26 protein-coding genes and 1 riboswitch are annotated in these 26,414 nt (G+C 54.8%); of the genes, 10 read left to right on the top strand and 16 right to left on the bottom strand.

The window, feature by feature from the left end; translation table 11 throughout:
- The first annotated feature begins 37 nt into the window (after nt 1-37).
- From VSX58_RS15205 to VSX58_RS15165, 9 genes are all read left to right on the top strand, one after another.
- The gene (locus tag VSX58_RS15205; RefSeq protein ID WP_327618913.1) at nt 38-1,021 is read left to right on the top strand and encodes a branched-chain amino acid ABC transporter permease; all 984 of its coding nucleotides are present in this window, start codon (nt 38-40) and stop codon (nt 1,019-1,021) included.
- Nucleotides 1,011-1,790 (top strand): ABC transporter ATP-binding protein, encoded by a 780-nt coding sequence (locus VSX58_RS15200; RefSeq protein WP_327618826.1) that lies wholly within the window; start codon nt 1,011-1,013, stop codon nt 1,788-1,790. The genes VSX58_RS15205 and VSX58_RS15200 overlap by 11 nt, the downstream gene beginning before the upstream one ends.
- Nucleotides 1,783-2,478, top strand: coding sequence for an ABC transporter ATP-binding protein (locus VSX58_RS15195; protein WP_327612171.1), 696 nt, complete (start codon nt 1,783-1,785; stop codon nt 2,476-2,478). Before VSX58_RS15200 ends, VSX58_RS15195 begins: the two co-directional genes overlap by 8 nt.
- A 234-nt stretch (nt 2,479-2,712) precedes the next feature.
- Nucleotides 2,713-3,483 carry a DedA family protein gene (locus VSX58_RS15190; RefSeq protein WP_327612170.1) on the top strand — a complete coding sequence of 257 codons (771 nt, stop codon included), beginning with the start codon at nt 2,713-2,715 and terminating at the stop codon, nt 3,481-3,483.
- A 509-nt stretch (nt 3,484-3,992) separates the two neighbouring features.
- Entirely contained in the window at nt 3,993-4,601 is a 609-nt protein-coding gene (locus tag VSX58_RS15185) for a fimbrial protein (RefSeq protein ID WP_327618825.1), read from the top strand.
- 194 nt (nt 4,602-4,795) lie between these two features.
- Nucleotides 4,796-5,497 carry a fimbrial biogenesis chaperone gene (locus VSX58_RS15180; protein WP_327618824.1) on the top strand — a complete coding sequence of 234 codons (702 nt, stop codon included), beginning with the start codon at nt 4,796-4,798 and terminating at the stop codon, nt 5,495-5,497.
- An 11-nt stretch (nt 5,498-5,508) separates the two neighbouring features.
- Nucleotides 5,509-7,995 (top strand): fimbria/pilus outer membrane usher protein, encoded by a 2,487-nt coding sequence (locus tag VSX58_RS15175; RefSeq protein WP_327618823.1) that lies wholly within the window; start codon nt 5,509-5,511, stop codon nt 7,993-7,995.
- Nucleotides 7,986-8,984: a fimbrial protein gene (locus tag VSX58_RS15170; RefSeq protein ID WP_327618822.1), complete on the top strand. Its 999-nt coding sequence runs from the start codon at nt 7,986-7,988 to the stop codon at nt 8,982-8,984. The genes VSX58_RS15175 and VSX58_RS15170 overlap by 10 nt, the downstream gene beginning before the upstream one ends.
- A 13-nt stretch (nt 8,985-8,997) precedes the next feature.
- Nucleotides 8,998-9,651: a fimbrial protein gene (locus VSX58_RS15165; protein ID WP_327618821.1), complete on the top strand. Its 654-nt coding sequence runs from the start codon at nt 8,998-9,000 to the stop codon at nt 9,649-9,651.
- 113 nt (nt 9,652-9,764) lie between these two features.
- Here VSX58_RS15165 and VSX58_RS15160 read toward each other — a convergent pair whose 3' ends face one another.
- The 10 genes from VSX58_RS15160 to sgrR all read right to left on the bottom strand — a co-directional run bounded on the left by VSX58_RS15160 (nt 9,765) and on the right by sgrR (nt 20,179).
- Nucleotides 9,765-10,469 carry an EAL domain-containing protein gene (locus VSX58_RS15160; protein ID WP_327618820.1) on the bottom strand — a complete coding sequence of 235 codons (705 nt, stop codon included), beginning with the start codon at nt 10,467-10,469 and terminating at the stop codon, nt 9,765-9,767.
- 169 nt (nt 10,470-10,638) lie between these two features.
- A complete protein-coding gene (locus VSX58_RS15155) occupies nt 10,639-11,208 on the bottom strand; it encodes a helix-turn-helix transcriptional regulator (RefSeq protein ID WP_327618819.1) in 570 nt (189 codons plus the stop codon).
- Between the two features lie 11 nt (nt 11,209-11,219).
- Nucleotides 11,220-11,921 carry a flagellar brake protein gene (locus tag VSX58_RS15150; protein WP_327618818.1) on the bottom strand — a complete coding sequence of 234 codons (702 nt, stop codon included), beginning with the start codon at nt 11,919-11,921 and terminating at the stop codon, nt 11,220-11,222.
- 853 nt (nt 11,922-12,774) lie between these two features.
- The gene (gene ilvN, locus VSX58_RS15145; RefSeq protein ID WP_327618817.1) at nt 12,775-13,068 is read right to left on the bottom strand and encodes an acetolactate synthase small subunit; all 294 of its coding nucleotides are present in this window, start codon (nt 13,066-13,068) and stop codon (nt 12,775-12,777) included.
- 4 nt (nt 13,069-13,072) lie between these two features.
- Nucleotides 13,073-14,737, bottom strand: coding sequence for an acetolactate synthase large subunit (ilvB, locus tag VSX58_RS15140; RefSeq protein ID WP_327618816.1), 1,665 nt, complete (start codon nt 14,735-14,737; stop codon nt 13,073-13,075).
- Between the two features lie 112 nt (nt 14,738-14,849).
- Nucleotides 14,850-14,951 (bottom strand): ilvB operon leader peptide IvbL, encoded by a 102-nt coding sequence (locus VSX58_RS15135; protein WP_327612159.1) that lies wholly within the window; start codon nt 14,949-14,951, stop codon nt 14,850-14,852.
- A 117-nt stretch (nt 14,952-15,068) separates the two neighbouring features.
- A complete protein-coding gene (thiQ, locus tag VSX58_RS15130; protein ID WP_327618815.1) occupies nt 15,069-15,707 on the bottom strand; it encodes a thiamine ABC transporter ATP-binding protein ThiQ in 639 nt (212 codons plus the stop codon).
- A complete protein-coding gene (thiP, locus tag VSX58_RS15125) occupies nt 15,691-17,301 on the bottom strand; it encodes a thiamine/thiamine pyrophosphate ABC transporter permease ThiP (RefSeq protein WP_327618814.1) in 1,611 nt (536 codons plus the stop codon). The genes thiQ and thiP overlap by 17 nt, the downstream gene beginning before the upstream one ends.
- Complete coding sequence (gene thiB / locus VSX58_RS15120) at nt 17,277-18,266, bottom strand: thiamine ABC transporter substrate binding subunit (protein WP_327618912.1); 990 nt, start codon at nt 18,264-18,266, stop codon at nt 17,277-17,279. Before thiB ends, thiP begins: the two co-directional genes overlap by 25 nt.
- Nucleotides 18,267-18,360: 94 nt before the next feature.
- Nucleotides 18,361-18,478: riboswitch (TPP riboswitch) on the bottom strand.
- A gap of 42 nt (nt 18,479-18,520) precedes the next feature.
- Nucleotides 18,521-20,179 (bottom strand): HTH-type transcriptional regulator SgrR, encoded by a 1,659-nt coding sequence (sgrR, locus tag VSX58_RS15115; RefSeq protein WP_327618813.1) that lies wholly within the window; start codon nt 20,177-20,179, stop codon nt 18,521-18,523.
- A 90-nt stretch (nt 20,180-20,269) separates the two neighbouring features.
- Here sgrR and sgrT point away from each other — a divergent pair, with 90 nt between their 5' ends.
- Nucleotides 20,270-20,434, top strand: coding sequence for a glucose uptake inhibitor SgrT (gene sgrT, locus VSX58_RS15110; protein WP_327612155.1), 165 nt, complete (start codon nt 20,270-20,272; stop codon nt 20,432-20,434).
- A 199-nt stretch (nt 20,435-20,633) separates the two neighbouring features.
- Here the strand turns inward: sgrT and phnE (VSX58_RS15105) are convergent, their stop codons facing one another.
- The 6 genes from phnE (VSX58_RS15105) to leuC all read right to left on the bottom strand — a co-directional run bounded on the left by phnE (VSX58_RS15105) (nt 20,634) and on the right by leuC (nt 26,413).
- Nucleotides 20,634-21,452, bottom strand: a complete 819-nt coding sequence (phnE, locus tag VSX58_RS15105) for a phosphonate ABC transporter, permease protein PhnE (protein ID WP_327618812.1) — start codon at nt 21,450-21,452, stop codon at nt 20,634-20,636.
- Nucleotides 21,452-22,258: a phosphonate ABC transporter, permease protein PhnE gene (gene phnE / locus VSX58_RS15100; RefSeq protein ID WP_327618811.1), complete on the bottom strand. Its 807-nt coding sequence runs from the start codon at nt 22,256-22,258 to the stop codon at nt 21,452-21,454. Before phnE (VSX58_RS15100) ends, phnE (VSX58_RS15105) begins: the two co-directional genes overlap by 1 nt.
- Nucleotides 22,258-23,088, bottom strand: a complete 831-nt coding sequence (gene phnC / locus VSX58_RS15095) for a phosphonate ABC transporter ATP-binding protein (protein WP_327618810.1) — start codon at nt 23,086-23,088, stop codon at nt 22,258-22,260. The genes phnE (VSX58_RS15100) and phnC overlap by 1 nt, the downstream gene beginning before the upstream one ends.
- A gap of 57 nt (nt 23,089-23,145) precedes the next feature.
- Entirely contained in the window at nt 23,146-24,108 is a 963-nt protein-coding gene (gene phnD, locus VSX58_RS15090) for a phosphate/phosphite/phosphonate ABC transporter substrate-binding protein (protein WP_327612151.1), read from the bottom strand.
- Nucleotides 24,109-24,396: 288 nt separating this feature from the next.
- Complete coding sequence (gene leuD / locus VSX58_RS15085) at nt 24,397-24,999, bottom strand: 3-isopropylmalate dehydratase small subunit (RefSeq protein WP_327618809.1); 603 nt, start codon at nt 24,997-24,999, stop codon at nt 24,397-24,399.
- Nucleotides 25,000-25,012: 13 nt separating this feature from the next.
- Nucleotides 25,013-26,413: a 3-isopropylmalate dehydratase large subunit gene (gene leuC, locus VSX58_RS15080; RefSeq protein WP_327612149.1), complete on the bottom strand. Its 1,401-nt coding sequence runs from the start codon at nt 26,411-26,413 to the stop codon at nt 25,013-25,015.
- Nucleotide 26,414 lies beyond the last annotated feature (1 nt).

The raw sequence follows: 26,414 nt of genomic DNA, 5'->3' as shown, positions 1-26,414 counted from the left end.
TTCGCTGCTGATAGGCTATATCGGGTTATTCGTCATTATGCTGCTGATGTTGCTCGCCTTGCAGAATGTCTTTGACGATTATGTTATCCGTATAGTCTGTAATATCTTTATTTTTATGATCCTGGCGGTAAGTTATAACCTGATAAATGGCGTAACCGGACAGCTTTCGCTCGAACCTAATGGCTTTGTCGCCGTCGGCGCTTATATTACCGCACTGCTGTTATTAAGCGCCGACACTAAAATGGATATGTTCGAAATGGCTTCCCCCAGCCCGCTGATATTGGCGGTGCATACCACATTTTTACCCGCGTTAATTATCAGCGGAATTTGCGCTTCAATATTGGCGGTCTGTCTGGCATTCCCGGTGTTCCGGGTGCGTGGCGATTATCTGGCGATTGTTACACTGGGTTTCGGATTTATTATTAAAATATTGGCGATTAATAATCCGCAAATTACCAATGGCGCGATCGGCCTGAATGAAATTCCGCAGGCCAGCCATATGCTTTACTGGTGCGGATTTATCGCCCTGATCGCCGTATTGATTATTTTGCAAATCGTCTATTCGAAATATGGGCGGGCGATGAAAGCGGTGCGCGATGATGAAGACGCGGCGATAGCGATGGGGATTAATACCTTCAAAATTAAAACCTGCGCGTTTGCCACCAGCGCTTTTTTAGAGGGCGTGGGCGGCGGATTATTGGCGTCGCTGCTGACCATTATCTCTCCCGACCTGTTTGATTTCATGCTGACGTTCCAACTGTTGATCATCATTGTTCTCGGCGGGCTCGGCAGCACCACCGGCGCTATTATGGGCACCATTGTGGTGGTGGGCAGCGGCGAATGGCTGCGTTTCCTCGACCAGCCGTTAAGTTTCTTCGGCGAGGATTTAGGCTCTTATCCCGGTTTACGCATGGTCGTATTCTCGCTGGTGCTGCTGATTATTATGCTGTTTGCCCGCGAAGGGCTGTTGGGCAAGCAGGAAATTTGGGAACTGAACAGGAAGCGCCGTCATGGAAAATAAAACTATCCTTAGCGTGGATAATATCATCATGCAGTTCGGCGGGTTGCGGGCCATTGACGGCGTTAGCTTTACGCTTAATCAAGCTGAAATATTTGGCCTTATCGGTCCGAATGGCGCGGGTAAAACCACCTTATTTAACGTCATTACCTCAAACTATAAACCCACCTCGGGAACGGTTATGTTGGGGAGTGATAAAATTACCGGGTTAAAACCGAATCAGGTGGTGAATCGCGGTATCGCCCGCACCTTTCAGAATATTCGTTTATTTAATTCGATGACGGTGCTGGAAAACGTATTAATCGGCTTCGATCGCTCAATTCATTATTCGTTTATTGAAGCGGCGCTGCATATGGGACGCTTTTTCGCGGCGGAAAAACAGGCCAAAGCGAGGGCGATGGAGATTCTCGACTATATCGGCATCGCCGAACACGCGCAGTCGCTGGCGACCAATCTGAGCTATGGCAATCAGCGCAAAGTCGAGATCGCCCGCGCGTTGGCGACCTCGCCGACGCTGCTGCTGCTGGACGAACCGGCGGCGGGGATGAATCCGCGGGAAACCAATGAGCTGGCGCAGCTGATTTTTAAAATGCGCGATGATTATAAATTAACGATTTTACTGATTGAACACGATATGTCTTTCGTCAATACCTTGTGTGAACGGGTGCTGGTGCTGGATTACGGTAAACCGTTATTCAGCGGCGCCACCCATGAGGCGATCAATAATAAAGAGGTGATCGCCGCGTATCTTGGAGATGTCGATTATGCTTAAGGCCGATGATCTACAGGTATTTTACGGGTTGATTCAGGGATTGAAGGGCATCGACATCGAGGTAAGGAACAGTGAAATCGTGACCCTGATCGGCAGCAACGGGGCGGGAAAAACCTCAACGCTGAACGGTATTATCAACCTGGTGAAATCCACCGGGCAGGTGAACTTCCTGAATGAGGATATCTCCCATAGCCTGACGCATCAGATCGTCAGAAAAGGGCTGGCCCTGGTGCCTGAAGGGCGCAAGGTGTTCACCAACCTGACCATTGAAGAAAACCTGCGCATGGGGGCGTACAACAACCCGGTTAACTTCAACTATCTGAAAGATAAAATGTATACGCTGTTTCCACGCTTAAAGGAGCGCCGCAGCCAGCTGGCGGGGACCATGAGCGGCGGCGAGCAGCAGATGCTGGCGATCGCCAGAGCGTTGATGAGCGAACCGGTATTGCTGATGCTGGATGAGCCGAGCCTGGGGCTTGCGCCGAAGATAGTCGGAGAGATGTTCAATATTATTAAACAGCTGCAAAAAGAGAATATTACCATCCTGTTGGTCGAGCAGAACGCGACCGCCGCATTGAAGATCGCCGATCGCGCCTATGTGCTGGAGAACGGCAAGATCGTCCTGAAAGGAAGCGCGCAGGATATTCTGGCCAACCCGGAGGTGAAGAAGATGTATCTGGGGGGCTAGATGAAAAGGTGCTGACGCCGCTCCCGCAGTCATACTCTATATACGTCGTCCCCGCGCTCGGTAAGCGGGGACCCGCTTTTCCAGACAGCGCGCCGCCGCCGGAGATGCCCGCCTGCGGCCGCGGGCATGACGGACCAAACGGGCGGCATAATCCCTTCCATACTGAAAATGACCGGTTGACGACATCGTGCAAGATCCAGACAATCCCCTTTTTCACAACAACGGGCGGAATCTATGGAAGCATGGCTGGATCATCTGGTAACACAATCTTTAACCTATGCGCTGATCGCGGTCATGCTGGTTGCCTTTCTGGAGTCTCTTGCGGTCGTGGGGCTGCTGCTGCCGGGAACGCTGATGATGGCGACGCTCGGGGCGCTGATCGGCAGCGGCAAGCTGGGGCTGTACCCGGCGTGGGGCGTGGGGATTATCGGCTGTCTGCTGGGCGACTGGATCTCGTATTTTATCGGCCGGCGTTTTAAGGAGCCGCTGCATCGCTGGTCGTTTCTGAAAAAGCACCAGACGATGCTGCGTAAGACGGAGCATGCGCTGCATCAGCATCATATCGCGACGGTGCTGATTGGCCGCTTTGTCGGTCCGACGCGCCCATTGATCCCCATGGTCGCCGGTATGCTGGAGCTGCCGCCCTATAAGTTCGCGCTACCCAATATTATTGGCAGCCTGACCTGGCCGCCGGTCTATTTCTTTCCGGGCATTCTGGCCGGCGTCGCCATCGACATCCCCAGCGCGACCCATAGCGGCGGCTTTAAATGGCTGCTGCTGGCGACGGCGCTGCTGGTATGGAGCGCGGTATGGCTGTGCTGGCGCTGGCGGCGGGGCGATAAAGGTAAAAAACGCGACTGGCTCAGTCAGCGGCTGCCTATGAATCGTCTGCGCTGGGTCGCGCCGCTCTCGCTGGCGGCGGCGGGCGCGAGTCTGGCGCTGCTGATACAACACCCGCTAATGCCGGTTTATTGCCGCCTGTTATGGCAGGTGCTGAATGGCTAAACCGGGCCGATAAATAATAAAGGGCGGCGCATCATTCAGACGGCGTTTTTTTATGACGGGCTCCCTGCCCGTCACCCTTCGGGCCGTCGCAGGCGACGTTGAAACGTGCCGCCTCTCTTCCGCCTCCTGGCGATCCATCACATCCGTTTTTCTTCTTACCATTACCCGTCGGAAGACGCGTTGTAAATTACTCGATAAAATATTTTAACTATTATTTTTCTATCATTAATAGATTAAAACTATAAATCCCTTTACGTAACAATATGTGAAGAATGTATATTTTCCGTAAATAGCATTCTTTGACGCTGGTAGGCTTTGCGTGGGTTGTCTAGCCGAAGCCCGCTTTTTTGATGCCTTCATATTGCGAGGTCGGTTCCCGATTGGCTTCCGGCAAGTCGAAGTTTCTATTAACGGCAGCACGGGCCGGCCCGGCGTAAATCCTATCCGGCCTGGTGTTGATTGACTGTTTGTCTATTGATACTTAACTCTCCTCGACATAGGAAATGGCAATGAAAAAGGTACTCCTCTCATTAGCAGTGGCTACTGCAACTCTTGGTATCTCTGCGGCTAACGCGGCGGATCAAAATGTAGGCGGCGGCCAGGTTAATTTTTTCGGTAAAGTGACCGACGTATCTTGCACCGTTTCGGTAAACGGCCAGGGCAGCGACGCCAACGTTTATCTTTCGCCGGTTACGCTGACCGAAGTTAAAGCGGCGGCGGCGGATACTTATCTGAAACCGAAATCTTTCACTATCGATGTGACTAACTGCCAGGCGGCCGACAAAACCGCGCTGAATGATGCGACCAAACTGGGCGTTAACTGGACCGGCGGCAACCTGCTGGCCGGCGCGAATACCAAACAGCAGGGCTATTTGGCCAACACCGAGAGCACCGGCGCGCAGAATATCCAGCTGGTTCTGGCGACCGACAACGCCACCGGTCTGACGAATAAAATCATTCCGGGAGACGACTCCCAGCCGAAAGCCGCGGGCGATTCCAGCGTTGTGAGCGACGGCGCCCGCTTCACTTACTACGTCGGCTACGCCACCAACACCCCGTCCGCGGTGACGACCGGCGTCGTCAACAGCTACGCCACTTACCAGATCACCTATCAGTAATTCGCGTCGCAACCGTAAAAGATCGCTCCTGCAAAAGAAGCGGCTTAAGGCCAACCCTAAAGCGGCAGAATACTGCCGTCTCAGAGTACTGGTAAAGTCAGATATTACTCGCCCCGTGTATCTCGAACTTATCACGATGGGGTTGTCGTTAATTTCAAGCGGCAGAACGCTGCCGCTTATTTTCTGAGGCCAGAATGAAACCTATCGCCCTTTTTTTCTGTTTCATTTTCAGCTTTTCCGCTTACGCCAATAACATCATCGTTAACGGCACGCGTTTTATTTATCCTGAAAATGAAAAAGAGATAACGGTACAGCTTTCTAATACCGCGGAACGCCCGGCGCTGGCGCAGACGTGGCTGGATAACGGCGATGCCGATGCGACGCCGGATACCATTAGCACGCCTTTTATTATTACCCCGCCTATTTCCCGCGTTGATGCCAAGAGCGGCCAGACTTTGCGTATCAAGCTGGTCAACGGCGGCGCGCTGCCTAAAGATAAAGAGTCGCTATGGTGGCTGAATATTCTTGAAATACCGCCGGTTGTCGCCAACGAAAAAAATGAAGGGCAAAATATTCTGCAGCTGGCGATTCGCTCGCGCTTTAAGTTTATTTACCGCCCGGATGGTTTGGGCAATCGCAATACGGCTGCCGAACGACTGACGCTGACCGGCCAGGGCGGCGCGGCATCAATAAATAATCCGACGCCATTTTATATCACCGTTACCCGTATTTCCCGCAATGGCGGCTCCGCGCTGAATAATAAAACCGTAATGCTGGCGCCGTTATCCAGCCAGAATATCGCGCTCTCTTCCTCAGTGAATAAAGGCGAGACCCTGACGGTTAATAATATCAATGACTATGGCGCCGATGTCGCGGTAAAAATAATCGTCAAATAAGGGAACGTACGATGAAGCAGAGGCCCATCTGTCCGGGAAGATTAAGTACGGCGATAGCGTTGGCGTTGTGCTGCTTTCCGCTATTCGCGGGGGCACAGGAAGGCTCCGGTTCCGAATATCGGTTCAACGACGGCTTTATTGTCGGCAGCCGGGAAAAAGTCGACCTGTCGCGCTTTTCCACCAGCGCCATCGCAGAGGGCGTCTACTCGGTGGATGTCTATACCAACAACGAGTGGAAAGGGCGCCACGAGCTCAATGTTACCCGCGATAAAAATGGCGAGTTGGGCATTTGCTACACCAGGGAAATGTTGATTCGGTTCGGCGTAGCGACCGATAAGCTCAACCCCGACCTCAGCCGGGAGCGCGGTTTTTGCGGGCGGCTGAAGGCGTGGCGGGATGATGCGACGGTCAAAGACAATTTAATCCAGTCCTCGCTGCGGCTGGAAATTTCCGTGCCGCAAATTTATGAAGACCAGCGCTACAAAAATTACGTCGGCCCGGAGTTCTGGGATAAGGGCATTCCCGCGCTGAATTTGGGGTGGATGGCCAATACCTACACCAGCCATAACGCTTCCGCCAACGCGGCGGACGACAGCAGCGCCTATCTGGGCCTCAATGCCGGTTTGTCCTGGGACGGCTGGCTGTTGAAGCATATCGGCAATGTCGACTGGCAGCAGCGGCAGGGCGGCGCGCATTGGAACAGCAACCAGACCTATTTGCAGCGTCCCATTCCGCAGCTCAACTCCATCGTCAGCGGCGGCCAGCTATTCACCAGCGGCGAGTTTTTCGACACCATCGGCCTGCGCGGCGTGACGCTGGCGACGGATGACAATATGTTCCCTGACGGCATGCGTTCATATGCGCCGGAAATTCGCGGCATCGCGCAAAGCAATGCGCTGGTGACCGTTCGTCAGGGCAACAACCTGATTTATCAGACATCGGTGCCGCCGGGGCCGTTTACGCTGCAGGATGTTTATCCTTCCGGATACGGCAGCGACCTCGAAGTCTCCGTTAAAGAGGCGGATGGGTCGGTACAGGTTTTCAGCGTGCCTTACGCCTCGATCGCGCAGTTGCTGCGCCCGGAGATGACGCGCTACGCCTTATCCGTCGGCAAAGTGGATGACGGCGTCCTGCGTCATCAGCCGATGCTGTATCAGGGAACCTGGCAGCGCGGTTTAAACAACACCTTCACCGGTTATCTCGGCGCCACCGGGTTTAACGAGTATCAGGCGTTTTTAGCCGGAACGGGGATGAACACCGGCATCGGCGCGCTATCGTTCGACGTCACCCATTCGCGTCTGAAGGTGAACCGCGCGGATAGCAGCGGCCAGAGCTACCGCGCCACCTTCAACCGCATGTTCACGGAAACCCAAACCAGCATCGTGCTGGCGGCGTACCGTTATTCGACGAAAAACTATTACAACCTGAGCGATGCGCTCTACGCGGTCGATCAGGAAAAGAACGGCGATCGTCGCTATACCCGCTGGCGGGAGAAAAATGGCTTCAGCTTTACCGTTAACCAGAACCTGCCCGACGGCTGGGGCGGCTTTTACCTGAGCGGCAGGATTTCCGATTACTGGAACCGTTCCGGAACGGAAAAGCAGTATCAGCTCAGTTACAACAATATGTACGGCCGTCTGTCTTGGTCGCTCGGCGTGCAGCGCGTCTATACCCCCGACAGCTCCGGGTATCGCCGCGATGACCGCGTCTCGCTGAACTTTAGCTATCCGCTCTATTTCGGCGACAGGCGTACGGCGAATCTCACCTCGAACACGGTGTTTAATAACTCCCGCTTCGGCAATACGCAGCTGGGGGTCAACGGTTCCCTGGATAACGAAAACAACCTTAACTACGGCGTCTCTACCGCCGCGTCTCGCGGCGGCGAACACAATGTGGCGCTGAACGGCAGCTACCGTACGCCGTCGGCGACGCTATCGGGCAGCTACAGCCAGGGCGAGGGCTATCGTCAGAGCGGGGTCGGCGCCAGCGGCACGATAATCGCCCATCGCCGCGGGGTGGTTTTATCGCCGGAAACCGGCAGCACCCTGGCGCTGGTGGAGGCCAAAGACGCGGCCGGCGCCTCGCTGCCCGGCTCGCCCGGCACCCGTGTGGACAGCAACGGCTACGCCGTTCTGCCGTACCTGCGTCCCTATCGCATCAACGCGGTTGAGATCGATCCCAAAGGGAGCAATGAGGATATCGCCTTCGACCGCACGCTGGCTCAGGTGGTGCCCTGGGAAGGGAGCGTGGTGAAGGTGACGTTCGGCACCAAGGTGCAAAACAATATCACGCTGCGCGCCCGGCAGTCCGACGGCTCGCCTTTGCCGTTCGGCGCCACCGTATTCTCTTCGTCGGACCGGGAGATCGGCATCGTCGGCCAGGGCAGCATGCTATTCATCAACGATGCCGACGTTCAGCGGGCGACGGTGAAATGGAGCGGCGGGCAGTGCGTGGTCAACCTGGGTCAGGAAAAAATAAAGGAAACAGTATGTCGCTGAATTGTGCGCTGCGTCTGGCGATCGGGCTGCTCGCCCTGATCTCTTCTTCCGTTTACGCCAGCTGTACCCGGCTCACGCAGCAGCCGACGGTGCAACTGGATATGATTATGGGACGGATTGTGGTCAATCCCGATCTGCCGGTGGGGTCGGTGATTGCGACGCAGAACTGGACGATGTCGGCGGCCAATGGTTCCAGCTACTGGTGTACGGCGGGAACCAATGTCTTCGTCGCCAGTATGGTGGCTTCCGGCGCCACCGATCTCGGCAATAAGGTCTATTCCACCAACGTGCCGGGCATCGGCCTGCGCTTTAGCCGCGGCGGCTCTACGGTGAATATTGTTTATCCGGGCTCGTTTTCATCAACGATCTATCGCCCGACCTACTACTCCCTGGAGGGCTCCCGCTTCACGCTGGAAGTGATTAAAACCGCGTCGGTAACCGGCAGCGGCACGCTGGCCAGCGGTAAATACACCTCATATGACTGGCAGTCCGGCAACGACCCCATTTTGGAAACCTATCTGAGCGCGAACGCGATAACCATCGTTTCGCCCTCTTGTAAGGTGATTGGCGGCGATAATATGAATGTGGATATCGGCGCCATTAAGCGCAGCGATCTGAACGGCGTGGGAACCTACGCCGGCGGTAAAGCGTTTAATTTGCAACTGCAGTGCAGCGGCGGCATCAGCGTGTCGGGCTTTGCCAATATCAATACGACATTCTCCGGTACGTTGGCCACCGGCACGACGGAGAGCCAGGGCGTATTGATTAATGAAAAAAACGACTCCTCCGCGGCGAAGGGCGTTGGCGTTCAGGTGTTAAAAGATGGGGCGCCTATTCAATTTAATAAAAAGTACAATATCGGCACCTTGCAATCGACGGAAACCCGATATATTACGCTGCCTTATACCGCGCGTTTTTATCAGTATCTATCGACGATAACCAGCGGCGAGGTGGAGTCCCATATGGTATTTAATCTGACCTACGATTAGTCCGGGAGAATATATGTTGGGTTATGCCGGAAATAAAATAGTTAACGGGTTAACAGCGGCAGTTTTTATCAACGGCGTTATTTTATCCGCCTTCGCTTATGGCGCGTCGCCTGAATATGAAAATAGGCCGGGCGGCGTTTTCGGCGCCGTTACGGATATTTCCTGCCGTGTCTCGTTGAATGGCAAAAGCGCGTCGGGAAACGGCGATATATGGCTGGCGCCGATAAGCCTTACCGAGATCCATAGCCGCGCGGCCGGCATTTTTATGAAACCGCAGGCGTTTACTTTACAGCTGTCTCACTGCGGATTAATTTCCGGCAGGGGCGATATGATTAGCCAGCAGACGCTACGCAATATTAGCGCGCGCTGGGTCGACGGCTCTCTTATCGATAGCGCGAATAATGAGCGTTCCGGCTATTTGGCCAATACGCTGTCTGATGGCGCGGCCCATGTTTATCTGGCTTTATCGACGAATGATAACAATACGCTGGATGAATCAAATAAGATTATTCCCGCGGATCCGTCGCAGAATCAGGTGCGGATGCAGCGGAGCGCTGCGGATGAAGTGACGTTTACCTATTATATCGGTTATGTTACGCATATGCCTGCGCAAGCGACCTCCGGGCCGATAATCAGCAGGGCGACCTGGGAGCTGGTGTATAACTAAACGGATTCGTCATATGCATTTGCATTGGCACCGAAGGGCGAGCTCCACGGATGGAGCGAGTCACAAAGCCAATGCGTATGCAATCTGCGGTATGGCGGGCATACTTTCGCGCATCATTGCGGAATAAGCTCGTCAATACTGACCTCTTTCCAGTAGTGCCCTTGAATCGCAAACCAATCCATTCCCTGCAGCCACTGCTTATGTTCCTCATTCTCAACGCCTTCAATAATAACTTTATGCTTATTATTATATAGGAAAGTAATTAAGGACTTCATTAACTGTTTTCCCGACTCTTTTTTCATAAGATACCAGAAAGTGTCTTTGTCTATTTTTATAAAATCGAAATGATAACGGCCAATGATATTCATTCCGGCATATCCAGAACCGAAGTCATCCAGCCAGAAAACGGGTGTTTGCATATCCTTCCTCGCGGGCAGATAGTCATTGATAAGGCTATTGGAGTACTCATTTATCTCAAAATGGACGCAGCCAATTTCTTGGATTCTGCTCATCATACGGTTGTCATGCAGCAGGGTAAGGGTGTGATCGTCAACGTTTATCGTTGCGTAAATATTATTTTCCAAAAACCAATTTTTATATTTTTCTATTAACGCCAGCTGTTCCATGAAAATAACTTCACGAATGCGGTTGCCAGCGTTGCGAAAAAAATAATCAGAAGAAACATGAGTGGAGTAAAATCGGGTTAGGCATTCAACGGCGACAAGTTTCCCCTGCGGGGAAAACATTTTTTGAAAGACATAACTAATCGATATGTCATTTCGCGATAAACTTTTAGGGATAACTATTTTATTGTTCATTATCTCTCATTAGATGGTTAGTAAACTAAAAAAGACGGAATTGTGTATCAAACGTATGCGCTGTGTGTAATAATTTTAAATTGACAATAATATGGCTAATTCCGATCGCCAGTTAATCTCCGCTATTTTATACTTTTTGAGAATGCCTGGCGATATTTTTATTCGTTTTTCAGTTGATTATTTTTACGATTGTTTTGTTCAATTCCATAGAATTATGAATTCTCAGCTTGTTCAAGATGTTCATTTTATGAGAATGAACCGTTTTATACTCGATATTGAGCGCATGGGCTATTTTTTTACCGCTATATTTTGCAACGATAAGCTCCAGAACCTGGCGTTCTCTCATGGTTAATTTTTTGTTAATACGCGGCGCGTAGCTATCTATGTAGGATCGGTACTTGTTAATTACCGCAGCAAACTCGGCAAGAGATGACTTTTCCGTCAGAATTAATGGATTGTCAAGCCTGATCAGTTCACTGCATATGTTTGAAATTTCGCTTCTGACGATTAAAACGACGGTTGAGTGCGATAGCAGCGATCTGTTTTTGTTCAGCAAAGAGATGGCTTCAGCGGAAGATATGTTCTTGCTGATAGTGTTAAGAAAAATAAGCCTGCCGATGTTACTAGGCTGAATTATATTTAATTTACTGAAGCAAAGGCAGTTTACCTTTTTATTCATTGAGATCAGGTAATTATAGATGGAGTAGCCTATAAAATTATTATCTGTATAGAGTAACATTATATTATCCTTTATAACACTCTCTTTTTACGTTTGTTTTCCATAATTAACTCCATGACTAACTTTTCTATTTTTATTTTGTCAGCAGGGTTTTTAAAGTTGAATTGACAGGATATTTGATAATAAATATGGCACTTCCCATCAGTATCAATTCTGTTAACAGTAGTGACGTTTTTTATTGTCAGATTGGTGGTGAATTCGCCATATAGCGCAAATGCTAAAATTGAGTTTTTGAGCATTGCATCACTGACGAGAAATTTCATATTAGGATTTTCCGATATTAATGCGCATCCTTCATTGGAAATATCTTTTATCTTGAACTGGTAGTTTTCCCCGTTTTTATATCTTCCGTAGCACGAAAAATCATAATCATTTTGTAATAATACTCGCTGATGGCGTCTTCTCTGGGCTACCATAATGTTTTCTGGTAGAATAAAAGAAAATTTATTATTGCAGTTCTGGCTATAGGCGCGTTTCAGCGCGCAACTGAATTCTATTTTTCCGCAATCACTATGCAGGATGAACCCAAATATTTTATTTTTTTGAATTTTCTCACTAATGTTTATATGAAATTCAGAGAAATCCACTTTTGTTATTCTGGTTATAATGCTCTTATCATTAAGTTTTATTTCTATATCCGTCTTCCTTCTCAGTTCTTCACGAAAAATGGCGATAATCTCGTATTTGTTTTTTTTTATCATTCCACATGCCATATATACTCGCCATATTTCAAACTGTATGTGCGTTAACCGAACTTCACCGCCCAAATCACTTATCTGAGTAAGGATATGGAATTAATAAGAAACATCCTATCCCTTATCAAAAGTTGGTCTTTGGCTGATAATGTTCGTTCCCGACGTATTCTCTATTAATTACTTCTTTCCCGAAGCCGTGATGATTTAAGATATAAATCTATTACTTAGCGTTTTTTATTACTAATAGATAAAAATATTTTATGGTTTTCTGTTTCAATTTTCTTATGTTAGTTGATTTGATTGACGATGTTTATTAATAGTACACGTTAATAACTATCTTTATTATGAAATTGATTTGTAAAAGCAGAGTAATAAGCGTTGTTTTTTATTTGTTTGTGTGCTATGAAAATGACGGTTTTTTTGCGAAATTTGTTGTTGTTTTGTTAATTGTTGGTGAACTTAATAATGGGCGTCGAGACGAATAAGAAATGATGGCTTTTTATTTTATCGATATGCAATTAACGCGCTCGGCGTTATTCAGCGTCATGTGTGAGGTTAATATATTCTAAATAATTCGCGGCGTAGGAAGAGGGTAATCAAAGAACAAATTCAGCGGAAACGAATTCGCCCAGCCAACCGTTGGCTGGGCTGCGCCGAGAGGCATCCCGTCTCCTATTAATTCCGGCGAACTTATTTAAGTCAGTCATTTTAGGGGCTAAAAATTTGCCGGGAGCGTTTTTCAACGTCACAAAGTGACGGTCCGAAGGGCGACGGGCAGGAAGCCCGTCGTAAAAAAACGCCGGGAGCGTTTTTCAACGTGACACAGTGACGGCCCGAAGGGCGACGGGCAGGAAGCCCGTCGTAAAAAATGTCACCGATAAAATTCCGAGACCTGATCAAAAATACGCATTTCATCGCCGTGGCGGCGTACCTGGAGTACATCCTCCAGCTTTTCGACCTGGCTGATCATCTGCTGCAGGCGCCGATCGTCCTTTACCAGCAGCCAGATGCGGCTTTCGTCGCCGCCAGGCAGCGGCATACATAAAATCCCCTCAACGTTAAACGCCCGGCGGGCGAATAGCCCGCATACATGGGACATGACGCCGGGGTGGTTGCGGACCGCCAGCTCCAGCGTCACCTGGTTTGAAATAGATTGATTCGGCATGGTATTAGTCTCCAATCATATCGATGTTGGCGGCGCCCGGCGGCACCATCGGGTAAACTTTTTCATTGGCGTCAATGAGCACATGGATCAAGGCGGGACCCGGCCGATGCAGCGCTTCAGACAACGCCGCGCGCGGATCTGGCGCGGCGTTCAGATCGCAGGTGGAAAAGCCGAAGCCGGCGGCGATAGCCAGAAAGTGGGTGCGATAGGGGTAGTCGGCCGCAAAAATGCGCTGCTGAAAGAACAGCTCCTGCTGCTGATGCACCAGGCCGAGAGATTGGTTGTTCATCAGAACTATTTTAACGTTCAGTCCCGCTTCCGCCGCCGTCGCCATCTCTTGAATATTCATCATCAGGCTGCCGTCGCCGGAGAAGCAGACCACGGTTCGCTCAGGCTCGGCCAGCGCGGCGCCGATGGCGGCGGGCAGGCCGAATCCCATGGTGCCCAGCCCGCCGGAGGTCAGCCACTGGCGCGGCCTGCGCAGCGGATAAGACTGCGCGACCCACATCTGATGCTGGCCGACGTCGGTGGCGATGACGGCGTCGTCGCTCAGCGCTTCCGCGGTCGCCCGTATCAGCCCGTAGTGGCTTAACGGGTTGTCCGCGTCCGGCATGTTGAAAGGGAACTCCCGGCGCAGCGCGCTGACCGCGTCAAGCCAGACGGCGCGCCGCCGGGGTTCGACCAGCGGCAGCAATTGGTCCAGCGCCTGCGCGACATCCGCATGCAGCGCGACGTGCGGCTGTCTGATTTTCCCCAGTTCGGCCGGATCGATATCAATATGGATAATGCCGGCCTGCGGGCAAAACTGTTCGGCTTTGCCGATCGCCCGGTCATCGAAGCGGGCGCCCAGCACAATGAGTAGATCCGCCTGCTGCAAGACTAAATTGGTCGAGCGCGCCGCGTGCATGCCCAGCATTCCCAGCGACAGCGGATGATCGGCCGGCATAGCGCCTAATGCCATCAGCGTCATGGCGGTGGGCAAACCGGCGCGCTCCGCCAGTTGAACCGCCTGACTATGCGCCGACGCGTTGATGATGCCGCCCCCCAGGTAGAGCACCGGACGCTGTGCGGCGTTAATCATCGCCGCGGCCTGCTCTATTTTCCGCCGGTCGACGAGCGGCGGCGCGGAGTCGGGCGCTATCGCCGGAAGTTCATCCAGCTCGATTTCTGCGGTTTGCACATCTTTGGGAATATCTATCCATACCGGACCGGGGCGGCCGGACTGGGCGATGCGAAAGGCTTCGGGAATAACGCGCGGCAACGCTTCGATATCGCGCACCAGGTAATTATGTTTGGTGACCGGTATGGAGATGCCGTAGGTGTCGACTTCCTGAAAGGCGTCGGTGCCGATCATGCAGGAAGAGACTTGCCCGGTGATGCAAACCAGGGGGATCGAGTCGAGTTTGGCGTCGGCGATGGCGGTCAGCAGGTTGGTGGCGCCGGGCCCGCTGGAGGCCAGACATACCCCGGCGCGCCCGCTGGCGCGCGCCATGCCTTGCGCGATAAAGCCGGCGCCCTGCTCATGGCGCGCCAGTATATGGCGGATGGTTTTACTCTGCCCGAGAGCATCATAAAGCGGCAGGGCGGCGCCCCCGGGAATGCCGGCGACCGTGGTGACGCCCTGTTGTTCGATCAGCCGAACGATCAGCTGGGCTCCTGTATAACGCATGTTCATATCCTTCATCAGAGCCGGCGCGGTATCGGAGCGGGGAGGGAGAAATAAGAAACCCCGCTCGGCTTGCGCCGGCGGGGTTGGGGAATCTTTCTGGATTCGGAACCCGTTACGGCGCGCTGCCGACGACCACCACGACCACGCGCACGACGACGACCGCGTCAACATGCGCGGTGTTTAGTAGTGCGAAAGTGGCTGAAGGCTGTCTCATGGGGATCCTATTAATCGTTTGCAACCGCTTCATCTAAACATAACTAACGGAAAAGACACAATACCCGCGAGGGGATAAAAAGTTGCCGTGGTTCACAAATCCGGTTTTCGGCGCGCGCTATCGCCGTTCGACGATATGTCCGTCGTTCACGGTAACGCTGCGGTGGGCGATATAGTCCGCGTCATCCAGATTGTGCGACACCATCAATAGCGTGAGCCGGCGCTCGTCGCAGATTTGCTCCAGCAGTTGCAGCATCTCCTGGCGTAATGCCGGATCGAGCGCGGAAAAAGGCTCATCCAGCAGCAAAATCGGCTGCTGGCGCACCAGGCAGCGCGCCAGCGCGGCGCGCTGACGTTGGCCGCCCGACGCCTGTGACGGCAGCCGGCCGAGCAGATCGGTTAACCCGACCCGTTCGGCGATTTGCCGCAGCGTTTCACGCTGCGCGGCGTTAAGGCGCAGGCCGGGGTGCAGACCGAGCGCGATATTTTTCTCAAGCGTCAGGTGGGGAAAGAGATTGTTCTCCTGAAAGAGAATGGATACCGGCCGTTTCGACGGCGGAGTATGGCGGTGATCCTCCCCGTTGAGGCGTAATTCGCCGCTTTCCGCCGACAAAAAGCCGGCGATCAGATTCAGCAGCGTGCTTTTCCCGGCGCCGCTGGGGCCGAGGATCGCCACTCGTTCCCCGCGCTGGACGCTTAGGTCGAAACGCATGGGAAAGTTTTGATAGAGGTAGGTGAGTTTATCGAGAAAGATCATCGCGATCCGCCAGTTTTTCAATCAGGGTGAACAGCGTAAAGCAGAGCAGCATCAGCAACAATGCGGTAACGGCGCCGTCAACGCTGCGATAGGCCCCGATCTGCTGATAAAGGTAAAGAGGCAAGGTGCGGAAATGCTCATTGCCGAACAGGGCGATGACGCCGAAATCGCCGATGGACAATACGCAGGCGAACGCCAGCGCCTGAGCCAGCGGCTGTTTCAGCGCGGGCAGTTCAATGATTTTCAACCGTCGCCAGCTGCGGAGGTCCAGCGACAGACACAGGCGATTATAGCGTTCGGCGACGTCCACCATGGGATTTTCCAGTACCTTAAGCGCGTAAGGGATGGCCATCAGGGCGTTGGTCATCACCACCAGCCCATAGGGCGACTCCGGCAGGCCGAACGTATTGTTCAGCAGCAGGAAAAAGCCGGTTGCCAGTACGATGCCGGGCATGGCGAGGATCAGCATGCCGCTCAAATTCATTAACTGGCCGTAGAGCGCTTGCTGACGCAGCTTAAGCTCCCGGCTGCTCCACAGCAGCATCATCGTCAGAATAACGCATATGACGCCCGCCGCCAGCGCGATACGCAGCGAGGTGAACAGCGCCTGCCACAGCGCGGGCTGTCGCACTACCGCCAACAGCGAGGGGTTGACGCCGTCGACCACGACGGCCAGCAGCGGCGGCGCGATCAGCAGTAACGCCGCGCCGATCAGCAGGCTATCGCCTATCCGGCTGAACAGGCTGTCCTGCGGGTTACGCCACGTCGCTTGCTGCGTGCTGCCGACCGGCAGGATCCTGCCCAGACGCTGGCTCAGCAGAACCAATCCCAGGCAACAGGTCATCTGAATCAGCGCCAGCAGCGCGGCGCGCGACGGATCGTAATCGAAGCTCAGCGCCTGATAAATCGCCAGTTCGATGGTGGTCGCCCTGGGGCCGCCGCCCAGCGACAAAACGGTGGCGAAACTGGCGAAGCAGAGCATAAAAATCAGCGAGGCCACCGGCAGGATCTGGCGGCGCAGCCAGGGCCATTCGACGATGCGGAAGTGCTGCCAGCCGTTCATTCCCAACTGGGCGGCCAACTGGCGCTGCTCGATGGCGATGCCTTCCAGCGCTTGCAGCAGCAAACGGGTGGCCAGCGGCAGATTGAAGAAAATATGCGCCAGCAGAATACCCTGCAGCCCATAAGGGGAAAAAGCGTATGGCAGACCAAAGAGATCGAGCAGACGCGCCAGCCAGCCCTGGCGCCCGTAAACGCTCAGCAAACCGAAAACCGCCACCAGCACCGGCAGAACCAGCGTCATGGAGCATAGGCGCAATAGCAGGCGATGGCCGGGAAAGCGCCTGCGGTACAAGGCCCTAGCCAGAAAAATCGCCGGCGCGGTGGAGAGCAGCGCCGACAAAAACGCCTGCCAGAACGTGAAGCGGACAACATGCCACAGATAGCCGTCATGCCGCAGGGTTTGCCACTGGCTGTCCGGCGCCTGCAGCCATAAGGCGCCGAAAGCCAGCGTCGCTACCGTAATCAGCAGCGTTGCGGCCAGCCGTCCGGGCCACAGGCTTCCCGCGCTCAGCGGCTGACGGCCTGTTGCCACGCCCGGATCCAATTATTCCGCTGTTCCGCAACCTGTTGCGAGTCGTACTGCAAGGCTTTGTTCGGAATGACGAGGTCGGCGAATCCGGCCGGCAGATCGGTTTTGATCGCCGGATACATCCAGTTGGCGGTCGGGATCGCCTGCTGGAACGCCGGGGTCAGGATAAACTGCATGAAACGATGGGCCAGCTCCGGGTTCTTGCTGGCGGCAAGCTGTCCGGCGATCTCGATTTGCAGGTAATGCCCTTCGCTGAAGTTTGCCGCCGCGTAGTTGTTTTTCTTCTCTTCAATGATGTGGTAGGCGGGAGAGGTGGTATAGCTGAGCACCAGATCGGCTTCGCCCTTCAGGAACAGCCCATAGGCTTCGCTCCAGCCTTTGGTGACGGTCACCGTTTTTTTCGCCAGCTTTTGCCATGCCTGCGGGGCTTCATCGCCGTACACTTTCTGCATCCACAGCAGCAGACCTAACCCCGGGGTGCTGGTGCGCGGGTCCTGGTAGATCACTTTCCACTGTTCGGGGCTATCCACCAGTTCATGCAGGCTCTTCGGCGGATTCTTCAACCGATTCTTATCGTAGACGAAGGCGAAGTAGCCGTAGTCGTAGGGAATAAAAGTGGTATTGTCCCAGCCGCCGGGAACATCAACGACGGCTCCGGTATCCAGATTGTGTTTGGCGAACAGGCCGGTCTGTTGCGCCGCCTGCAGCAGGTTATTATCCAGCCCCAGGATAATATCCGCCTTGCTGTTTTTTCCTTCCATGCGCAGCCGGTTCAGCAGCGAGGCGCCATCTTCCAGAGCGACGAAATTCAGCTCGCACGCGCACTCTTTTTCAAAGGCGGTTTTAATCACCGGGCCGGGGCCCCACTCGGAAGCGAAAGAGTCATAGGTGTAGACCGTCAGCGCCGGCTTGGCGAACGATGCGGCCGATGCCGTCAGCAACAGGGCGGGGAGGATTTTTTTCCATATGGAGGTGGAACGCGGCGACCGCGCCGGTTTGGATAAAGCGATATGTAACACTTTGCACTCCTGTCGTCATAGGGTGGCAAAGGTCTTTGAGTTAGCGACGAGCACTCCCAAATCCCTTCGCCGGTATTAACCGGATCAGGTTCGACGGGTATTTTCTCAGCGAAAACCGCGCCGCGCCGGCGCCAACGTTTTCCGCACCCCGTTGAGAACGCACCATTGTAAAGAGTTATGGTGAGCAGCGAAAGCCGGGACGTTCAGTTTTCCGGCGGCGCGAACCAGGCGGATTTAAAGTCAAACCATCCCAGGGTATTCATGCGGATGCCGCGCATGCTGCGCTGCCCCTGAAGCTGCAGCCAATTGTGAAACAGCGGATGCAGCTGATCGTTGCCGACCAGCTTTTCCCCCCATTCGGCCACCGACAGCGTCTTGCCGCGCCACAGGGCGGCGTCCCCGGGCAGATCTTCATTCAGGCAGTGCTGTACCAGCGGCTGCTCGTAAAGGAGGGCGAACAGCGAGAACTCCAGCGGCAGATAACAGTTGTTGCTGCTTAGCCAGATATCGCTTTGCGCCTCGCCGCGATACCACGCTTCGTAGCTTACCGTCTGTATATCGAGCCGCACGCCCTGCTCCTCCAGCACCTTTTTCATCAGATCGCCGATAACCCGGTATTCAGGATGCTCGCGGTAGAGGGTCAGGGTAAGCCGCTGTAAATCTTCGGGCTTTTGCTGCGCATCGACGGGATTGCGGTGATGCCAGCGCGGGAGCAGGCCGTAAGCCGGCGACCAGTCGCGCTGGCGGGACATATCCGCATGGCGCAGCAGGGCTATCGGGTTGAGCGTGCGGCACAGCCAGCGGCGCACCGCCGGTTGACTGGCCTGCGCCGAACGCATATCGAAAAGAAGGAAATAACAGCCTTCCTCCATACGGCTTTCCAACTGGTTATGAGACGAGTCGTCCGATTCCAGATGCAGAGAGCAGGGATAGATCTCGGTGGCGTCGGGAATAACCCAGATATTGACTTCGTCAATCAGCGCGCGATAGCCGAAATAGTCATCGAACGCTTTGATCTTCAGCTGGTTATCGTTATTGCGCACTACCGCGTAAGGGCCGGTTCCGATAGGGCGGCGGGCGAAATCAGGCAGGGTGCGCCACTCCTCCGGCAAAATCATCGCCGAAACGCTGCCGAGCAGCCACGGCAGCCAGTCGTCGGGGCTGGTCAGCCGAACGTCAATCACGAACGGCATAGGGGAGGTCACCTGGTCGATATGTGAAAATAGCGGGGAGTCGGTAAGCCGGGTCAGCGAACTGATGACATCCGCCATGGTGAGTTCCCGTCCGTGGTGGAAACGGATGGAAGGGCGCAGATAAAAGCGCCAGCGCAGCGGCGATAGCATCTGCCAGTGGTGGGCTATATCGGGTTTTAGTTCCCCGTTTTCCTCATTTATGTTGGTCAAACCGCTGAATATCTGACGGGCGATATGCGTTTCCGAACGCCGGAGGGGCGAACCCGGCAGCAGGTTACGCAGCGGACGGTAGTAAAGAATACGCAGAATATGTTTGCCCTGGCGGAAGCTGCGGCCGAGGTGCGAAAGCAGCATCTGCCGTACGGTCTCCTTATCGCCCACCAGCTGTACCAACTGGTCGATACGATCCTGCTCCAGTAGGTCTTCAGCCCGCTGCTGCTGCAGCGCCAGCCCGGTGTAGACAAAGGTGAGCCGCGAGCGTTTACTGCGTCCGGCCTCCGCCTGCCAGATAAGCCAGCCTTGCTTCTGCATCGCTCCGAGCAGCGAACGGATATGGCGGCGGGAGCAGCTTAATACCCCCGCCAGCTCTTGCAGCGTCGTTTCGGCGCTCTGCCCTTGATAGCGCTGCCACAGACGAATGAACTGTTGTTGCAGACGAGATGAAGACATAAAAGAGGAACTCCCCGCGCTAAAGTCATCAATTTATCTTTCCTTATATTACGTTGATACTTTCATGCAAGGAAAGCGGGGAGGTGGATTATGAAAACTTCATCACTGTATCGGTTCTATCAAACCTATCTTGCCGCCGGTAAAGCCAACTGGCTAAGCGGGATATCGGTACAACAGCGGGTTGCGTTATTGCAGCAGGCGACGCAGTGGCAAATCGAGGAGATGCCGGAAGAGGCTTACCGCCACTGGATATAGCCAATCGTAGGTTACGTGTAGAAAAATATTCTGAGTAATGGTGCGGTTTCACCAGCCAGCGAACCTTCCGCTGGCTTTTTTTTCGCTGTCATCACCCGTTCAGCTAATAATGCCGATCGTTTAAGCGCCGAGATACTCGGGGCGACCACCGGGGCGAGGCGTTTCCCCTAAAAACCGGCTTAAGTGAACGGCATTACGTTCAGGTGATGGCTTTTCTCACCGCCGCCGATATCCATTCAGACGCCAGCACGGTCAGTAGAATCAGCAGAAAGATGACGACGATCTGCGGCCAGGCCAGCATATTGAGCGAAGCCTGTAGGTTGAGGCCAAGGCCGCCGGCGCCCACCAGACCGAGAATGGCGGATTCGCGGATGTTGATATCCCAGCGAAATACGGCAATGCCGAGTAAGCCAGGCAGGATCTGCGGGACTATCGCATAGTCAATTACCTGAATCGGGCTGGCGCCTGTCGCCATCACGGCTTCCACCTGCTTTTCATCTATCTCTTCGATCGCTTCATACAACAGTTTTCCGATAAAACCGATGGAGCGCAGCGCGATGGCGATAGTGCCGGCCATCATGCCGGGGCCGAGTATCGAAACCAGCAATAACGCCCAGATTAATGAGTTGATGGAGCGTGACGAGACGATGATCAGCAGCGCGACAGGGCGGATAAACGCCGCCGCCGGCGTGGTGTTGCGCGCCGCTAGAAAAGCGACGGGCACGGCGATAAGCGCGCCGCCCAGGGTGCCCAGCGTCGCCATATTTATGGTATCCCACAGCGGGATAAGCAACTGCGGCAAATATGACCAGCGCGGCGGGAACGCGCGCGTCAGAATATCCTCTCCCTGCGCCGGCGCATCGTAGACGAACGACCAAATCGTATCCTTGGTCATCAACTGCCAACAAAAGAGGAAAAAGGCGGCCAGCGCCAGCCACCCCGCCCACTGCAGCAGCTCCGCGGCGGTTGTCTGATGACGCCATTCGGGGAGTGATGTTTTCGTCTCTAAGTCTGACATTATTGGATCCGTTTGCGGATAAGGCTGGAAAAGTATTCCGCCGCCATGACGATGGCGATGATGATGAGCAGGATGGCGCTGGCGCTATCATATTCGTAGCGGTCGATGGCGGTGTTCAGCGTGGCGCCTATTCCCCCGGCGCCAACGATGCCGATGACGGCGGATTCGCGGAAATTGATATCGAAGCGGTAGAGCGAAAGCCCGATCAACCGCGGCATAACCTGCGGCTGCACCGCGTAGTTCAGCAGCTGCGGCCAGGATGCGCCGGCCGCGCGGATCGCTTCGATCTGGGCGGCGTCGGTCTCTTCAATGTCCTCCGCCAGCAGTTTGGCGATAAAACCGACAGTGGCGAAAACCAATGTCAGAAATCCGGCGAACGGCCCAAAACCAAACATGGCCACCATCAGGATGGCGACGATAATCTCCTGGAAGGCCCGGGAGATGGCGATAATGCCGCGGCAAATCATATAGATTGGCATCGGCGTCAGGTTGCGCGCCGCGCCGACGCCGATGGGGATGGCGATCAGAATACCGACCACCGTCGAGCATAGCGTCATGGTCAGGCTCTCCTGCAGCCCGGGCAGAATATCGCGCCAGCGCGAGAGGAAATCCGGTTGCAGAAATCCCTGCAAGAAGCGCCAGCCCCGGTCGAGGCCTTCCCAGGCCCGCAGCCAGTTCACTTCCATTGAGGAAAGCGCCGCGAACAGATAGAGCGCGCATCCGCCGTAGGCGAGCCAGCGCATCGCCCGGTTGCGGATAAAGCGCGGAGGCCGCCGCCAGACGGCGGGATAACGGGTAGCGGTCATTACAGGCTCTCGATTATTTTGCCGTCGGGAAGATCCAGACGGGCGGCGGCGTCAGTCTCGTCGTCCTTTACCTGCCGACGCATCGCCGCCCAATCTTCTTCGCCGTAAATGCGCGTCAGCGCGCTGTTGTCCAGCCGATCGGGCGATCCGTCGAAAACAATTTCGCCGGCGCGCAGGCCGATGATGCGTTCGACAAAATTCTGCGCCAGCACCACATCATGAATATTGATGATGGCCGGCAATCCTCGCTCCCGGCAAATTTCGCTAATCAGCCGCATAATCTGCCGGGACGTTTTAGGGTCAAGCGACGCCGTCGGCTCATCGATCAGCAGTAGTTCCGGGTCTTGCGCCAGCGCGCGAGCGATACCGACGCGCTGACGCTGGCCGCCGGACAAGGCATCCGCGCGTTTGTCGACATGGTCGCGCAGCCCCACCCGTTCCAGCAGCGCAAAGGCGTTCGCCACATCCTGCGGCGGATAGCGGCGGAAAAAGCTGCGCCAGAAGGGCACGTATCCCAGACGGCCGGATAAGACGTTCTCCATAACGGTAAGCCGCTCGACCAAGGAATATTCCTGAAAAATCATACCGATACGACGACGAAAAGCCCTAAGCCGGGGACGCGGGGCGGCGGTAATCTCTTCATTGTGCAGAAAAATGCGGCCGTCGCTGGGCTCGATCAGCCGATTGATGCAGCGAATCAGCGTCGATTTGCCGGCGCCAGAGGGGCCGATCAGTCCGATAATCTGCCCCGCGGGGACGTCCAGGCTGACATTTTTCAGCGCTCTGTCGCCGATTCGGTAAGTTTTACTCAGATTGGCTATGCGCAGCATCACGACCTCCGATACGGGCGGCGGGGCCGGCATAGGCCAGCCCATTTTTATGGCGGGTCACTTGCATGTGTAGGTGACGCCGTTGGCTTCATCGATCTGGCGAATCACCTTCCAGGTATCCTTGAAGGTGATGGGGATAAATGTTTCCTGCGGCGGTTCGGAGTTTTTGAACTCGGCAAGCAGTTTCGATCCTTCCCACGGGTAGGTGAAAAACGCTTTCTTGATCTTTTCCTGGAGCGCCGGCGTCAGGTTATACGCCATACCGTAGCCGGTGGTCGGGAAAGTCTGGGATTTGTAGATCGACTTAATCTGGTCGGCCTTCACCACGTTGCGCGCGATCATGCGGTTTAACACGGAGTTGGCGACGGCGGCGGCGGGGTAGTCGTGGTTGGCGACCCCGAGGATCGAATTGTCGTGTTTGCCGGAGAATACCGGTTTGAAGTCTTTGCCCGGCACCATGTTGTATTCGGCTTTGAGGATCGCGGAGGGCGCTTTATAGCCGGAGTTTGAGGTTTCGGAAGTAAAGGCCAGCTGTTTCCCCTTGATGTCCTCGACCTTTTCAACGCCGGAGCCCGGCCAGGTGATGATCTCCATCTCATAGCCAAAAGCGCCCTGTTTGGAAGCCATCATCGCAAAAGGGTGAAAACCGGCGCAGGCTACGGCCAGCGGGTTGCCGCCGGTATTGAATCCCGCCACATGCAGGCGGCCTGCCCGCATCGCCTCTATTTGCGCGGCGTTGGACTGAACCGGGAAGAACTGTACTTTTTTCCCGGTCACTTTCGCCATGTGGTCGAGGAATCCCTGCCAGATATCCGCGTAAACCGCGGGATCTTCAACCGGGGTATAGGCGAAAATCAGCGTGTCGGGATCGACCAGCCGCTTTTTGTCGGTTGGGGTATCGGCGACCATATCGCCATCGGCATCGGTATAGCGGCTATCCAGTTTGAACTCCGCCTGGGCTGGAAGGGCGAATGTAACGATAGACAGTGACAGCGCCAACGCTGCGTAACGCATTTTCATGACGTTCTCCATGTGGCCAGAAGTGAGATAAAACAAGCAGTAACACATTAAAACTGTTTATATTGGGTAAAATTCACTCGGGTGATTATTGGGTGGAATCAATACAATTTTGTGAATGATCGACAACGGTTTTGTGACACTCGGCGCATCTGAAGGGGGGCGTGCTGCGGTATAACGCGGAAGGCAATGATAAGAGTGATAACTATACTGGCGATAAATTTATTTATTTTACTTATGTTTTTCCTGGCGGAAAAAAAAGAGGTTCCGCAGGGGAACCTCTTTGCGCGATCAGCGTAGAAACGCCGGCTGATTTTTTTCGTAATCGGCAATGGCCGCTTCGTGCTGCAGCGTCAAGCCGATGCTGTCCAGACCGTTGATCATGCAGTGGCGGCGGAAGCCGTCGATCGTAAACGGATAGCTTTTACCCCCGGCCAATACGACCTGATTCTCCAGATCGACGGTAAACGCGATCCCTTCCTCGCCGTCGACCAGCTTGAACAGGGTATCGATATCCGCTTCGCTCAGCGTCACCGGCAACAGTTGATTGTTGAACGCGTTGCCGTAAAAAATATCGGCGAAGCTCGGCGCGATCACCACTTTGAAGCCATAGTCGGTCAGCGCCCAGGGCGCGTGCTCGCGTGAAGAGCCGCAGCCGAAGTTTTCACGCGCCAGCAGAATGCTGGCGCCCTTATAGCGCGGCTTATTCAGCACGAAATCCGGGTTGGGCTGTTGGCCGGCGTTATCCAGATAGCGCCAGTCGTTGAACAGGTGCTGGCCGAAGCCGGTGCGCGTCACTTTTTGCAGAAACTGCTTGGGAATGATTGCATCGGTATCAACGTTAGCGGCGTCCAGAGGAACCACCAGACCCGTATGTTGAGTAAATTTAGCCATGTCGGTTTCTCTCTTAATTCAACTCGCGGATATCGGCAAAACGGCCGGTAACGGCGGCGGCGGCGGCCATCGCCGGGCTTACCAGGTGCGTACGGCCGGCTCGGCCCTGACGGCCCTCGAAGTTACGGTTGCTGGTGGAGGCGCAACGTTCGCCGGGATTCAGGCGGTCGTTGTTCATCGCCAGGCACATTGAGCAGCCGGGCAGGCGCCATTCGAAGCCGGCGTCGATAAACACCTTATCCAGTCCTTCCAGTTCGGCCATGGTTTTCACCGGGCCGGAACCGGGCACCACGATGGCCTGAACGCCGCTGGCGACTTTACGCCCTTTGGCGACGGCGGCGGCGGCGCGTAAATCTTCAATACGCGAGTTGGTGCAGGAGCCGATGAACACTTTATCAATGGCGACTTCGGTCAGTTTGACGCCGGGCTGCAAATCCATATACGCCAGCGCCTTGGCGGCGGAAGCGCGCTCGACCGGATCGCTGAAGGACTCGGGAGCGGGGATGGTCTGATTAACGGCGATCACCTGGCCCGGGTTGGTGCCCCAGGTCACCTGCGGCGCGATATCGGCCGCGTTCAGCGTAACGACGGCGTCGAAAGCGGCGTCATCGTCGGATTTCAGCGTGCTCCAGTAAGCGACGGCGGCATCCCAGTCCGCGCCCTTCGGCGCGAATTGACGGCCTTTCAAATAGGCGAACGTCGTTTCGTCCGGCGCGACCAGGCCGGCTTTGGCGCCCATTTCGATCGCCATGTTGCACAGCGTCATGCGGCCTTCCATGCTCAGCGCCCGGATAGCCTTGCCGCAGAACTCAACGACGTGGCCGGTGCCGCCCGCGCTGCCGGTTTTACCGATAATCGCCAGCACGATATCTTTAGCGGTAATGCCGGGGGCGGCATCGCCGGTCACTTCGATTTTCATGGTCTTGGCGCGGCCCTGTTTCAGGGTTTGCGTCGCCATCACATGTTCGACTTCCGATGTGCCGATGCCGAAGGCCAGCGAGCCGAAGGCGCCGTGCGTGGCGGTATGGGAGTCGCCGCAGACGATGGTCATACCCGGCAGCGTCATACCCTGTTCAGGGCCGATGACGTGAACAATGCCCTGATATGGGTGATTCAGATCGTACAGCTGCACGCCGAATTCGGCGCAGTTCTTGATCAACTCCTGCATCTGAATACGGGCCATCTCGCCGCAGGCGTTGATATCTTTCGTCTGGGTGGAGACGTTGTGATCCATGGTGGCGAAGGTTTTACCCGGCTGACGCAGCTTGCGCCCTTTGGCCCGCAGGCCGTCAAACGCCTGCGGCGAGGTCACTTCGTGTACCAGATGACGGTCGATATACAGCAGCGGCGTTTCATCCGGCGCTTCGTAGACCACATGCGCATCGAACAATTTTTGATATAACGTTTTACTCATG

The organism is Brenneria populi (assembly GCF_036016195.1).
Classification (GTDB): Bacteria; Pseudomonadota; Gammaproteobacteria; order Enterobacterales; family Enterobacteriaceae; genus Brenneria; species Brenneria populi.
The sequence above is the reverse complement of the archived record's forward strand: the minus strand, read 5'-3'. Positions and strand labels throughout refer to the sequence as shown.